Here is a 14,140-nt window from a genome sequence, read left to right as displayed (position 1 = left end):
CGGGAAAAAACAACTTAAAAAGTACCACACTTCTTAACTTAATCGATTAAATTAGCATAGAAACCATGTCGTATGAAAGGTTCATTTAATGAATTCCTTGGCGAGGCCGCCGGTACCTTTATCCTTGTTTTCCTGGGATGTGGTGCTGTGGGGGTGTCCGTTTTATTTAACTGGCCCCCGAATATTGTTGCCATTGCAGTAGTGTGGGGGGCTGCGGTAATGATCGCGATCTGGACGGTCCGGTCTGTATGTGCCGCGCACTTCAATCCGGCAGTAAGTATCGCAATGGCCGTTACGGGAAAGTTTCACCGGCGAAAACTGCCGCTGTATTTCCTGGCCCAATTTACGGGTGCCGCAGCAGCGGCTTTTCTGTTGTATAGCATACTGGGTGCTTCTATAAAAACATACGAAACCACACATCAGCTCCTGAGGGGCGCACCGGAATCCCTCGCTACGGCCCGCATGTTCGGGGAGTTTTACCGTCCCTACCCGGTCTGGCAGGCGATGGTTGCAGAAGGACTGGGCACTTTTTTACTGACCGCCGTTATTTTTATTGTAACGTATGAGCGCTCCGGCAAAAAGAACGGGCTCAGATACGCCATACTGTATATCGGGATTGCGCTGGCCATCCTGATCTGTTTGTTTGCCCCTGTTACACAGGCAGGCTTTAATCCCGCGCGGGATTTCGGTCCGCGGCTGGTGGCCTGGTTTGCGGGCTGGGGCGCAGCGGCATTCCCGGATGAGCGCGGTGGCTTTTTCTGGGTATATATCCTGGCACCGCTATGCGGATCAGTACTGGCGGCAGTGCTTTATAATTTTTATATAAAACAACAACTACAGGCGCGGTTAAAAGTGACATATGAAACTGAATAAAACGAAACTGATTTTTACGGGCGGGTTCCTGGGCGCCGGTAAAACGACCCTGTTACAGGTGGCAGCCGCGCATATTGCGAAGAGTGGTAAGACGGTGGGCCTGATCACCAACGACCAGGCAGATGCATTGGTGGATACACAGTTGCTGTTGAAGGACAGCAGCATTGTCAGAGAAATCAGTGGCAGCTGTTTTTGTTGCAATTACAATGGATTTGTGGAGGTACTTCATGAGCTGATGGATCACCAGGAAACCGTTGATGTGATTATTGCCGAACCGGTGGGCAGCTGTACGGATATTTCTGCAACTATTTTGCAACCGCTGAAGGACCAGATGCAGGCGGAAGTGGAGATGGCGCCTTTTACGGTGCTGGCAGATCCGGAAAAACTGGAACAGATTCTCGACGGAGGTGATGCCGGTATGCACCCGTCGGCTGCCTATATATACCGCAAGCAGCTCGAAGAAAGCGATCTGATACTTGTTTCAAAAACAGATACGGTAACCCCGGAGCGGCTGTTGGTTTTAACGGAAAAAGTAAAACTGATGTTTCCGGATCAAAAGGTACTTGGCATCAGCACACAGAGCGGGGAAGGGGTGGAAGAATGGCTGGATTATGTTTTAGAAAGCGCTGTTTCGGGGAGCAGGATCGTTGAGGTGGATTATGCGGTTTATGCAGAAGGGGAGGCCATTTTAGGATGGCTTAATGCAGCTGTTTTATTACAGGGTACCGGGATTGATTGGGACCGGTTTTTGAAAAATTATTTTTCTCAATTGAATGGACTGCTGGGCGAAGGTGCCGCAGTCGGGCATATTAAGATCATGCTGGAATCCGGGAAAGAGCAATACATCATCGGCAATCAGACCGGTCCGCGTTCTACAATGCAATTCCGCGGGGCTGCGGGAAATGGCAATATAGCGCAAATGACCATCAATGCACGGGTGGAGCTGGATCCGGAAAAACTGAAGCTGCTGATTTTTGAAGCATTGGCCCAAACGGTAAGCGATGATATGTTTTATGAGATCCGTCAATGCGAAGCATTAAGCCCGGGTTATCCCCGGCCCGAACATAAATACAGCTATATAGTAGCCTGAATAAACCGATTATTTCATGTAAAAGAAATTTAATGAGCAGTTATAAAAGCAGAAGATCGTTTCTTAAGAAAGTTGGATTAAGCGGATTGGCCGCTGTGACCTCAGGAGTGGCGGGGGCCGCTCTTCCCGATGAACATGCCGTTGTTCCGGTGTCATCCGGTGAGAAGGACCAGCCCGGTGCATCAAGAACGTACAACGGCATATACACAGGAGACCATCTCAACCGGGTGGCTTTTCCTGTCGGCGGACTTGGAGCCGGCATGTTTTGCCTGGAGGGCTCCGGTGCGGTATCGCATATGTCGATCAACAACCGGCCGGAGGTTTTCTTTGAGCCCAATATGTTTGCAGCGGTATGTATAAAAGGGCCCCAGCCAATGGCAAAAGTACTGGAGGGGCCCGTACCCGAATGGAAAGTATTTGGTCAGCGGGGTACGGGAAACGGTGCCGGCGGTACCAGCTTTGGATTGCCCCGGTTTGGGAGCGCTTCGTTTCTGGCAAGATTTCCGTTCGGGATCATTCAGCTGGAAGACCCGGAACTGCCGCTGAAAGTAGAGCTTACCGGCTGGAGCCCTTTTATACCGGGCGATGAAGACAATTCGGGTTTACCCGCAGGTGCCCTGGAATACCGGTTTGTAAACAAATCTTCAAAAACCATAGATGCTGTTTTTTCTTATAACGCAAAGAACTTTGTAGCAAGGGGAGAACGCGGCCGTATACAACAGCTGGATAACGGATTTATACTTTCTCAGGAAGCAGGAAAGGATAAGCCGTTTACGAAAACGGATTTCGCCATTTATACAACAGAAGAGCAAAAGCCGGTCATCGATCACTGCTGGTTCAGGGGTGGCTGGTTTGATCCGGTAACGATGATATGGAATACCATCGAATCAGGGGCTGCAAAAGCTGTTCCACCAGTAGAGTGGGATGCCCCGGGGGCTTCCTTATTCATTCCTTTCAAGCTGGCGCCGGGGGCACAGAAAACGATCCGGATAATGATGGCATGGTATGTTCCTGAATCCGACCTGCGCATACAGGACAAAGGACCGGACGGAAAAGAGAATTGCAAGAGTGCGGAATGCTGTATTACACCAGTGGAGTCGGGGCTGGACAATTTTGAAAAATATACAGGAGAAAAATATAAACCCTGGTATGCTTCCAAGTTTAAGAGTGTACAGGAAGTAGCGGGCTACTGGAAACAACAATATGAAGTGTTGCGGAAAAATTCCGGATTGTTTAAGGATGCCTTTTACAGCAGCACACTTCCGGCGGAGGTGACCGAAGCCGTTGCTGCAAACCTTACGATATTAAAATCACCAACCGTATTGCGTCAGTACGACGGCCGTATGTGGGCCTGGGAGGGTTGCAGCGATGAATCGGGCTGCTGCCACGGAACCTGTACCCATGTGTGGAACTATGCACAGGCGATCTGTCATTTGTTCCCACGGCTGGAGATCGGGTTGCGCAATACCGAGTTTTGCGAAGACCAGAGTGCGCAGGGGCATCAGACATTTCGTGCCAATATGCCGATCAACCCGGTAAAACATGATTTTCATGCAGCGGCTGATGGTCAGCTGGGTGGCATCATGAAGGTTTACCGGGAATGGCGGATCAGTGGTAATGATACCTGGCTGAAGAAAATATACCCGCTGGCAAAACGCAGTCTGGATTATTGCATCGAAACCTGGGATCCGGGAAAGAAGGGCCTGGTGGAAGAGCCACATCATAATACCTATGATATTGAATTCTGGGGACCGGATGCCATGTGTACCACATTTTACCTGGGGGCACTGCAATCGATCATTTCCATGGGGGATTATCTGAAGGAAGATGTTTCATCCTATAAATCCCTCCTGGAAAAAGGGAAAGCATTTTTGGAAACATCCCTGTATAACGGCGAATTCTTCTTCCAGAAGATCCAATGGGAGGGATTGAAAGCCGCAAACCCGGCCGAAGCCCAGTCCTTTGGCGGGAATTATTCAAAAGAGGCGGTTGAAATATTAAAAAAAGAAGGACCCAAATACCAGTATGGCAGGGGCTGTCTTTCCGATGGGGTGCTGGGAAGCTGGATCGCTTCTGTATGCGGACTGGAGGACCCTGTTAATCAGCAAAAGGTCACCAGTCACCTGCTGGCCGTTCATAAATATAATTTAAAGAAAAGTCTGAAAGGACATGTAAACCCGCAACGCCCTTCGTATGCCCTCGGTACTGAAGGCGGGTTGTTATTATGCACCTGGCCAAAAGGGGGGAAGCTGTCGCTGCCCTTTGTGTACAGTAATGAAGTGTGGACGGGGATCGAATACCAGGTTGCCGCGCACCTGATGCTGAAGGGGAAGGTAAAAGAAGGACTGGATATTGTACGTGCCTGCCGCGACCGGTACAACGGGAGGGTACGGAACCCGTTCAACGAATACGAATGCGGTCACTGGTATGCCAGGGCGATGTCGAGCTATGGTATGCTGCAGGGACTTACCGGCCTGCGGTATGATGCCGTGGATAAGAAGCTGTATGTGGATTCAAAGATCGGTGATTTTACCTGTTTTATTTCCACAGCTACCGGGTTCGGAACGGTGTCCTATAAAAATAAAAAAGCCAGCGTACGGGCGGTATATGGCAGCATTGATGTGAAAGATATTGCCATTACCGGCTAGGAGATTACCCGTACAATTATTTGTGATGCGATCATTGAAATGTATTTTGTTAGGGCTTGTCCTGAGCGGCATCCCGGGAGTATACGGGCAGTCAGGTACCCTGCAGGGAGTGGTCATTCCGGGTCCTGTAAAAAAAGTGGCCCGCGTTACCGGTGCTGCCCGTGCAACGGATACGGTTCCCAATCCGAACCGGACAGATCATTTTTATAATGTAGGCGGCACCGATCTGGGCATTGCCTGGGAAATGGGCGATGGTACCGTGGGACTTTTTTTCGGAGACAGTTATGGCCGTGATTTCAAACCGGGAGCGGGTGGCCCGGGGAATGCCGGCAGCTGGCGTTCCAATGTGCTGGCTTTTTCAACCGATAAGGAGCCTGCCAACGGGATCCGCTTCGACAGTATGCGTACGGCTGCGGGAAGCAAAGATGCCCGGGAGATCATCCCGAGCCGCCACGATCCGGATTGCAAAGGCGATCATACCATGATACCCACTGCGGCCATCCATGCCGGGAACAGGGAAGTGGTTCATTGTATGAATATACACTGCTGGGAAGTGCCGGGAAAATGGCGCACCAATTATTCCGCGCTCTTTTTTTCTGAAGACAGGGGAAATACGTGGCGCTCCGGCGGCGTGCGCTTTACTGCAGACAGCAAATTTGCCCAGGCGGCACTGGCCAAAAAAGACGGGTTTGTTTATCTGTACGGCACACCGGCCGGCCGGCAGGGTGCCATCTATCTTTTACGGGTAAGGGAAGAGGCGATCGCTTTTAAGAACGCGTATGAATACTGGAGCAAAAATGGTTGGGTCAAGGAAAGAGAAACCGCGGCGGATCCCGTTGTGGAAGCGCCCGCAGGGGAAATGTCGGTACGCTATAATCAACAACTGAAACGGTGGATCATGCTGTATCTTGATGCGGGCCGGAAGGCGATCGTACTACGCGATGCTCCCGAACCTCAGGGAATATGGAGTGCCCCGGAAATAGTGGTCCGCTCTTCGGACTATCCGGGTTTATACGGATCGTTTATTTATCCTTTTGAAAGTGATACACAACTTTATTTTCTGATGTCGGAATGGAAAGCTTACAATGTATTTCTGATGAAGGTGGATCTGAAGCGGGCCGGAAAATAAGATTACCGGAGCACCGGGTATAAAAAAGACTGTACCGGATATGGTACAGCCTTTTTTTTGGGATGCCACTCTATTTAAAAGACTTATCCACCACATCCCACCAGAGGCGTGTCGCCCCGTTGCTGGGCCCGCTCATGGTGGCTGCAGCTTCTTCCGCTGCTTTTTTGTTGGTGGTAAATTCCACCTGTGGTATGGGGATGCTTCTTATGCCGGGCAGGGTTGGGATGACCCCTGCGCTTTTATTGGCGATCACCGGAAACAGTATCGGATACCCGGTCCTGCGGTATTCCGCCCAGGCTTCTTCGCCGTCGGGGAAAATGGCGATCCATTTCTGGGTAATGATCCGCTCCAGCTTCCGGTTGTTATTATCCGCAGCATTCCATTGAATGGTAATGGTGCTCAGGTAAGGCGAACCAGCTTTTATATCATTTTCTCCGGGCGTGAGTGCCTTCGGATCGATATAGGGCTTGGGTTTGCTGGTTGCATTGCTTTTATACGCGTTGGCATTCAGGCCATACATGGTAAATGAACGGTCGATACCGTTCTCATAATTGATTTTTGCATCACCGGCATTTGCCCAGCCCCGCAACGCAGCTTCTGCCCTTAAAAACCACGACTCTGCGGCAACCATCAGCTGCATTTTATTTACGGGAAAAAATACCAGTTTTGAATAAGAATCATACCGAGACTTTTCATCGATGTTGATACCGCTTCTGATCCCCTTATACTGACCGGTAACTTTAGGATCGGTGGCCGTTTGGAAATATTTCGGCATCCGGGGATCATTGTATCCGCCCATGATGGACTCCATCGGTGCTCCCATCCGGGTATCACTCCAGTCATTTACAATTACATTCAACGGGTGCGATACGCTTAGAGACACCGAACAGTTCTGACTGTTTTCACTAAGCAGCCCTCCGTTTGCCGGATCCAGGGCCGATTCTCCCTGCGTTTTTGCCATGCCAGCATCAATCAGCGCAATACGTAATGCCAGCCTCAGCTTTAGCGTATTGGCATATTTAAGCCAGTTGGTATAATTGTCCGCAGTATAGGCGAGGTCCGCATTCTTCATCTGAGGGGAAACCGTGGCGGGCATGGTCTTTAAAATGGAAATAGCGGTGTCGAGGTCCTTAAAAAACAGACGATAAGCATCCTTTTGCGCGTCGTAACTGATGGTCCCATCATCATTGGGCAAATTATAATGACTGTAAATAACCGGTCCTATTTTATCGCTTACGCGCGAAAGTGCCGAAACCCGTATGATCCTGGCCAGGGCTTCCAGGTCTTTAAGCGATGGGTTTTGTTGGGCGGCAGCGATCACTTTATAGGTGGGATTCATTACATTGGTATAGCGTGAAACCCAAATGGATTTATTCCAGTCGTCCACCAGGCTATACGTGAGGTTATTGGCATTGGACCGGAAAGGTGCTTCGGCGCCCATGTACCCGGAATAGGAGTCGCTGGTCAGGTTTTCGGACAGCTGGTAAGTGCCGACATCCTCAGGAATGACAAAGCGTTGCGCCTGCTGCAGGAGCGCCGACATGAGCGTGTAATCCGCATCTTCCTGCTCTTTTGTAAGGCCGATAGGATTTGTATTTAAGTCCTTGAAATCTTTGGTACAGCTGCACATGAACAGCAGCACAAGGGGGACAAGTACCCGTAAAAATGAATTAGATTGTTTCATATCTGAATTTTTTTTCTGTTTGATTGTTTGAATGGAGTGCTTGTTACTTCTTAGAAACCCAGATTCAGATTAAGACCAAAGCTACGCGTGGTAGGAGGTCCGAAGCTGTCGAGTCCCTGTCCTCCATCGGTTCCTGTAGCGGTAGTAGTACTTAACTCCGGATCATAGGGTGCACTATTCTTAAAAAAGAACAGGTTGCGGCCTACCAGGCTGATACTCGCGTTTTTAATAAAAGTTGATTTTACCGGGATGTGATAGGCCACTGAAAGCTGCCGGAGCCGGATATTGGTGGCATCGTACACTTCTCCTTCAATAATGCCATCGCGGTTTCCGATCCCCTGGTAGTACTTTTGCGCCGGGACATTGGTGACGGGTTTGCCGTCCTGTGTAACCATGTCTACAGGTACACCGGATTCCCGCTGATCGGCACTGATTTTACTAACGCCAAAGGAATTCAGATAACCTTGCGTGATACTGATCACCTGGCCGCCAAACCGACCGTCAATCGTAAAGTCCAGCGATACCTTTCCTAATGTAAAGCTGTTGTTCCAGCCTACAAGGGCTTTCGGGTTAGAGGAGCCGATATAACCGTCTACTGATCCGAGTGGCGTACCGTCCTTATCTGCAACGATCTTGCCACTGGCATCCCTCAAAAAGGTCTTGCCCCAGAAATCGCCAAAGGATCCGCCTACGCGGAGTACATTAAAGTTGCCGATAGGATAGGCGTTGGTAAGCCGCGGGTGCAGTTCCAGTACCTTGTTCCTGTTTGCCGTATAATTTACACCGGTGCTCCAGTTGAAATGGTCCTGTTTGATCACATTGTAATTCACCGCCAGCTCAATCCCCTTATTTTCCACATCGCCGGCATTGAGATAAACAGTGGTGTTCAGTAATCCCAGCGGTCCCTGGAAGGTAAAGAACTGGTTTTTTGTATTGGTCTTATATAATGCGAGGTCTACTGTAAGGCGATTATCGATGAACCGGCCTTCATATCCCAGTTCCCAGCTGTTGCTTACTTCGGGTTTTAACGGTATGTCATTATATACGCCTGCATTGTTTACCACGATATTGCCGCTGGCCATAGTGGCCTCCGGTATCTGCGATACAAAAACACCTACACCATTTCCTACCTGGGCATAAGAGAGCCGGAGTTTGCTGTAGTTGTTCTGCAAATGTAGCAGATCTGACAATACTGCTGCGATACCGGCAGAGTAGTAAAAGAACCCCTGCTTTTCATTGGGCGTGCTGGCCAGTGTGGATGACCAGTCATTCCTTCCGGTAAGATCCAGGAAAAGGTATTTTTTAAATCCTAAATTGGCCGATGCAAAAAGCGATTGTGTCTGGCTGCGTTGATATACTTCTGTAAGTGCGTTAATGGGATCTTTCCGGGAAAGATTGGCCATTGAGAAGCCGTTGGCCACAGTCAGCTGCCGGGCGTCCAGGTTCCATCCATAGCTGTTCAGGTCAGAAATAGCTGTACCTACTGTAAAATTCAGACTCAGATCTTCGCTCAGATCCCTGTTACCGATCAACAGCAGATCGCCGTATTTATTGGTGGAAACGATCTCCTCGCGGATATAGCGGCCGTTATCGACGGCAGTACCACCGGTGGTCTGACCGGACAGGACACCCTGTGTACCTGCAGCTACTTTCCGTTCAAATTTATTCCATACCCGGTTGAGTGTTCCCCTGGTACTGATGCTGAGCCAGTCATTCAGATCATATTTGAGACTTGCAGCGCCGATCAGGCTGTGCCGGCTCTGGTCGGTCGGAATCTTATTCAGGATCCAGTAAGGGTTCTGCGAATGGTGGGTACCGCCCAGACCTGCATCTGCATTGATATTAAACCAGTTTTGCAACAGCAGGTTGCGGGTGGGCGAAAGGTATTGGTATTCGTTTTTGAATCGGTTGAAATCGAGCCCCCGCGGAAACATATACAACCCGCTGAGCGGGTTGAAATACAAACCAGATGAAGGCCGGTTGTGTACGTCCTGGAAGGCATACATCAGACTTCCGTCGAAAGTGAGTTTGTCATTGAAGAACTTTGCCGAATTACGGAAGCTCAGTGAATGCTGTTTAAACGTATTGGTGGGCATCACACCTTTGTTGCTGGTATTGGCATAAGAAAAATAGTTCCTCGATTTTTCGGTGCCTCCGCTCAGCGCAATGCTGTTGATAAATGTGGCCCCCAGGTTGAAAAAATCCTTAACATGGTCCTGATAGGAACCTGGTTTGCCCCAGCTGTCTTCCGCATCCCCTTTTTCGGAGGCCGACTGACCGTAGGCGTATTGCAGCTTCGGGAGGTAGAAGGCCTGATCGATCATGACCGTACTTGAAACATCAATTTTTGTAGTTCCTGCTGCGCCTTTTTTAGTGGTGATCATGATAGCGCCATTGGCTCCCTGGCTGCCATACAATGCCGATGCGGAAGCCCCTTTCAGCACATTGATACTTTGAATATCATCCGGGTTAAGCGAGCTGAGGATGTCGCCCCGGTCGGTATTGCCGCCGAAGGGACCTGTAGTGCCGCTGCCTGCGGTATTTACAACAGGAAGCCCGTCGATTACATACAGGGGTTGATTACTTCTGTTGGATTTCAGCCCCCTTAAAACAATGCTTACCGACCCCCCGATGCCGGAAGAACTTCTGTTGATCTGCAGGCCGGATACTTTTCCGATGAGGTTATTCATGGGGTTTACATCCTTGGCCTTTACCAGGTCTGACCCGCTGATGGATTGGGTAGAGTAGGTAAGTGACCGTTCCGCCCGCTTGATACCCAGGGCGGTCACCACCACGCCGGTAAGCTCAACATTGGATTCCTGGAGCACCACGGGGATATCGGTTTCGTTTTTTACCGGCACTTCTTTTGTGAGATAGCCTATAAAAGAAAAAACGAGTACTGCATTGGGAGCGGCTTTAATAGCGTAGCTCCCCTGTTCATCCGTGACGACTGCCGTATTTGTTTTTTTGATCAGGACGGTGACACCGGAGAGCGGATCACCGCCGGGGCCGGTAACACGGCCGGTTACTGTTTTTTCCTGGGCATGCAGAATACTGCTGACCAACAGGAACAGGCAAATTGTAATGAATTGTTTTGCTTTCATTTGATAGTTTTGCTTTAGTGAGTAATAAAAATGTGTCTGTAAGGGGATAAATGATCCTGCTGGCTGCCATGTATGTATGGGCTGGCCGTTTCCGTTCCTGATGGAACAGACGGGATAGAAAAGAGCAATCAATGTCCTGCAGCCGCATCAGCGGCCGTGCTGCGTTAAAAAAACGGAGGTGTTCCGGATATACCCGGAAGCAGGATCCAACTCTTTTGTGTACTGATCATTTACCTGGGCAGGGATAAAAAGCCCTGCAAAAAACAAAATGCAACGGATCGGATAGTTCTCATGTATCGGTGATCCTTTTGCTTTTGTATAAGGAGGAATATTGAACCCGGCAGCCGCTTCTGTTGCGGGTTGCCGGCTGACGCTGTTGTACAGCACCTGCTGCCCTTAAACGCCGGGCAGGAGGCAAAGTGCAATGGGTTGTTTCATTTTCATGTGCTGCTTGTTTTTGTTTTTCGTGAATAATAGCGGTTTCTTTATCCGGAAACAGCGGCTGCTGTATCTGTCTCTTTGATGGCATCCGCATTGGCGGCAGACAGACTGTTAACCACCAGCGCTGCTGCACCCATCGAATAGGCGTTGTACTGGAGCGTTGAATAGTCCAGTTCCACTCCCTCCATAAGCCGCGGAATACTGTAAGTATTCAGGGCCTGCTGCACGGGGGCCATTAACAGCTTTCCGACAGCGGAAGCCCGGCCGCTCAGCAATACCAGCTCGGGGTTAATGATATGAACAAGGATGGCCAGGGCCTTTCCGATCTTATAGGCCATATCTGATAATAATTCGATGCAAAGCTGATCACCCTGGGCTGCGAACTCCATTACCGCATAGGCGGTTGCTTCTATCGACCGATCAGTGAGTTTAAGATGGCCCAGTTTCCCCTTGTCCGCCAGCTCCAGTGCTTTAAGGGCTACTACCCGTAAGGAAGCTTCCGTTTCGAGACAGCCTCTTTTACCACACTCACAAATAATGTCGTTGTCGGCAATGGGGATGTGACTCAGTTCACCGGCATAACCGGCATGTCCCCTGAAAGGCCTGCCATTCATGATCATTCCCAGGCCAACACCCCAGCTGATGTTGATGACCATTACATCGGTTTTCCCTTTGGCCCTTCCAAAAGCGGCTTCTCCAAGGGCAATAGTGCTGGAATCATTGTCGATAAAAACCGGCATATTAAACGTCTGTTGCAGGTAGTCGCGCAGACTTAAAGAACTGTTTGTAAAAACATAAGACTGGTTGACACCTTTTTTTATGTTGATGAATCCCGGCATGCCCAATCCAATGCCCAGCAGTTGATCGTGCCGGATCCCGGAATCTTCAAGTGTGGCTGTTATCAGCGCCACAAGCGCAGCAAGGGCCTCGTTGTTGCCGAGCAGCTTCAGATCAACCTGTTTTGAATAAACGACCTCGTTCCGGCCGGCATCCATCACCGAAATGGTGGTGTACAGCTGATCCATTGCTACAGACAGGATATAAACGGTTTGGGATTTTAGCTGGTACAACAGCGCTTTCCTGCCGCCTGTAGAATCAGCATGCCCGCGAGGGACCACAATTCCCTCTTGCGTTAATTCTGCAAGGGTTCTTGCCACCAGGGGAATGCTTTTACCCAGCAGCGCACTCAGGTCACTGCAGGTTAGCTCCTTTTCATAATATAATTTTTCAAATATATTACGCTTTAGCTTGCTATATGTGGCAACCCTATGCAATCGGACCGTTTATACTTACGAATATAATTAATAGCCTAAAAAACTTAAAAAAAAATTTTAAAAAGTTTTGTATATTGTAGAATAACTTGTGCATTCATTTTAAAATGTCTGTATTTTGGACAGGTAACTCGTTTACGGACAATTAAGTACCTTTACAGGCAGAATTGAAGAATTTTATGACGGAAGCAAATAAAACAGAAGAGAAAAAGGGGCTGAATTTCCTGGAAGAGATCGTGGAAGCGGATCTGGCAGCAGGGAAATATAAAAGTATTATGACACGGTTCCCGCCGGAACCGAATGGCTACCTGCATATTGGTCATGCCAGCAGTATTTGTCTGAATTTCGGTCTTACCCAGCGGTTTGGAGGTGCCACCAACCTCCGGTTTGATGATACCAACCCGGTAACAGAGGAAACGGAATATGTGGACGGGATAAAAAAGGACATACAATGGCTGGGATTCAATTGGGCCAATGAATTTTATGCATCCGATTATTTTGAACAACTTTATACCTATGCGATCGATCTGATAAAAAAAGGGCTGGCCTATGTAGATGACAGCACCAGTGAGGAGATCGCAGAACAAAAGGGAACACCCATACAGCCCGGCCACAGGAACCGGTATGCGGAGCGGACCGTTGAGGAAAACCTTCGTTTGTTTGAAGAAATGCGCGAAGGCAGGTTTAAAGACGGTGAAAAAGTGCTGCGCGCCAAAATAGATATGGGATCTTCCAACATGATCATGCGTGATCCTATTCTGTACCGGATCAAACATGCCCGCCATCACCGTACCGGCGATCAATGGGCTATTTATCCGATGTACGATTTTGCGCACGGACAGAGTGATTCTATCGAGCATATCACGCATTCTGTTTGCACCATGGAATTTGTACCGCACCGGGAAGTATATGACTGGCTGATCGAAAAGCTGGAGATCTATCCTTCCCGGCAATATGAATTTGCGCGCAGGAACCTGAGCCATACCCTTACCAGCAAACGCAAGCTCTTGCAGCTGGTGAATGAAAAATATGTTTCGGGATGGGATGATCCGCGGATGCCCACTATTGCGGGCCTGAGGAGAAGAGGGTACACCCCGGAAAGCATCCGGGATTATTGTGAGCGCATTGGTGTGGGAAAACGGGACAATATGGTGGATGCGGCCGTGCTGGAATTCTGTGCGCGCGAACATCTGAATAAGATAGCACTCCGCCGGATGGTGGTATTTGATCCGCTGAAAGTGGTCATTACCAACTATGAAAATGAAGGAGAGTTGCTGCATTCTGAAAATAACCCTGAGGACCCGGAAGCAGGAACACGTCCGATCGCCTTCAGCAACGAGCTGTATATAGAGCGCGACGATTTTATGGAAGAGGCACCAAAAAAATATTTCCGCCTGGCACCGGGTAAGCAGGTCCGCCTGAAAAGCGCTTATATCATCCAGTGTGATGAAGTGATCAAGGATGCCGCCGGTAATATCACCCAGCTGAACTGTTCTTATTTTGCCAATAGCAAGAGCGGGGAAGACAATTCCGGGATCAACGTAAAAGGCACGCTTCACTGGGTGAATGCAAAGGATTGTTTCCCCATCCGGATCAATGAATACGACCGGCTGTTTACCGTGGAGGATCCCGGCAACGCCGAAGGCGCTTTTACAGACTATATCAATCCGCATTCACTGAAGGTGGTGGAAAATGCCCTGGCAGAGCCTGCCTTAAAAGAAGCGGCAACCGGTGATCGTTTCCAGTTTCTGCGTAAAGGGTATTTCACACTCGATCCGGACAGTACAGGTCAGCAACTCATTTTTAACCGCACGGTAACCTTAAAGGACAGCTGGGCAAAGACCGGGAAATAACAGGGCAGCCCGCTACCCGTCTGTATTCCCGGCAGAACTGACAGCCG

The 14,140-nt window shown here is 49.4% G+C and carries 8 protein-coding genes; 5 read left to right on the top strand and 3 right to left on the bottom strand.

What is annotated here, in order from left to right:
- Positions 1-72 precede the first annotated feature (72 nt).
- The 4 genes from K7B07_RS00420 to K7B07_RS00405 are packed head-to-tail and all read left to right on the top strand — an operon-like array spanning position 73 to position 5,740.
- Positions 73-873 carry an MIP/aquaporin family protein gene (locus tag K7B07_RS00420; RefSeq protein ID WP_223706431.1) on the top strand — a complete coding sequence of 267 codons (801 nt, stop codon included), beginning with the start codon at positions 73-75 and terminating at the stop codon, positions 871-873.
- Positions 860-1,963 (top strand): GTP-binding protein, encoded by a 1,104-nt coding sequence (locus K7B07_RS00415; RefSeq protein ID WP_223706429.1) that lies wholly within the window; start codon positions 860-862, stop codon positions 1,961-1,963. Before K7B07_RS00420 ends, K7B07_RS00415 begins: the two co-directional genes overlap by 14 nt.
- 32 nt (positions 1,964-1,995) lie before the next feature.
- Positions 1,996-4,611, top strand: a complete 2,616-nt coding sequence (locus K7B07_RS00410; RefSeq protein ID WP_223706427.1) for a GH116 family glycosyl hydrolase — start codon at positions 1,996-1,998, stop codon at positions 4,609-4,611.
- Positions 4,612-4,636: 25 nt separating this feature from the next.
- On the top strand, positions 4,637-5,740 hold the full coding sequence (locus K7B07_RS00405) for a DUF4185 domain-containing protein (protein WP_223706425.1): 1,104 nt from the start codon (positions 4,637-4,639) through the stop codon (positions 5,738-5,740).
- A 70-nt stretch (positions 5,741-5,810) separates the two neighbouring features.
- Here the strand turns inward: K7B07_RS00405 and K7B07_RS00400 are convergent, their stop codons facing one another.
- The 3 genes from K7B07_RS00400 to K7B07_RS00390 form a co-directional block, all read right to left on the bottom strand.
- Positions 5,811-7,424 carry a SusD/RagB family nutrient-binding outer membrane lipoprotein gene (locus K7B07_RS00400; RefSeq protein ID WP_223706423.1) on the bottom strand — a complete coding sequence of 538 codons (1,614 nt, stop codon included), beginning with the start codon at positions 7,422-7,424 and terminating at the stop codon, positions 5,811-5,813.
- Positions 7,425-7,474: 50 nt separating this feature from the next.
- Entirely contained in the window at positions 7,475-10,528 is a 3,054-nt protein-coding gene (locus tag K7B07_RS00395) for a SusC/RagA family TonB-linked outer membrane protein (protein WP_223706421.1), read from the bottom strand.
- A 485-nt stretch (positions 10,529-11,013) separates the two neighbouring features.
- Entirely contained in the window at positions 11,014-12,243 is a 1,230-nt protein-coding gene (locus tag K7B07_RS00390; protein ID WP_223706420.1) for an ROK family protein, read from the bottom strand.
- Positions 12,244-12,419: 176 nt separating this feature from the next.
- On the opposite strand from K7B07_RS00390, the gene K7B07_RS00385 reads away from it, so the two are divergent.
- Complete coding sequence (locus tag K7B07_RS00385) at positions 12,420-14,093, top strand: glutamine--tRNA ligase/YqeY domain fusion protein (RefSeq protein ID WP_223706418.1); 1,674 nt, start codon at positions 12,420-12,422, stop codon at positions 14,091-14,093.
- Positions 14,094-14,140: the final 47 nt, after the last annotated feature.

Source organism: Niabella beijingensis (assembly GCF_020034665.1).
GTDB lineage: Bacteria > Bacteroidota > Bacteroidia > Chitinophagales > Chitinophagaceae > Niabella > Niabella beijingensis.
This window is presented reverse-complemented; position numbering and strand designations above follow the sequence as displayed.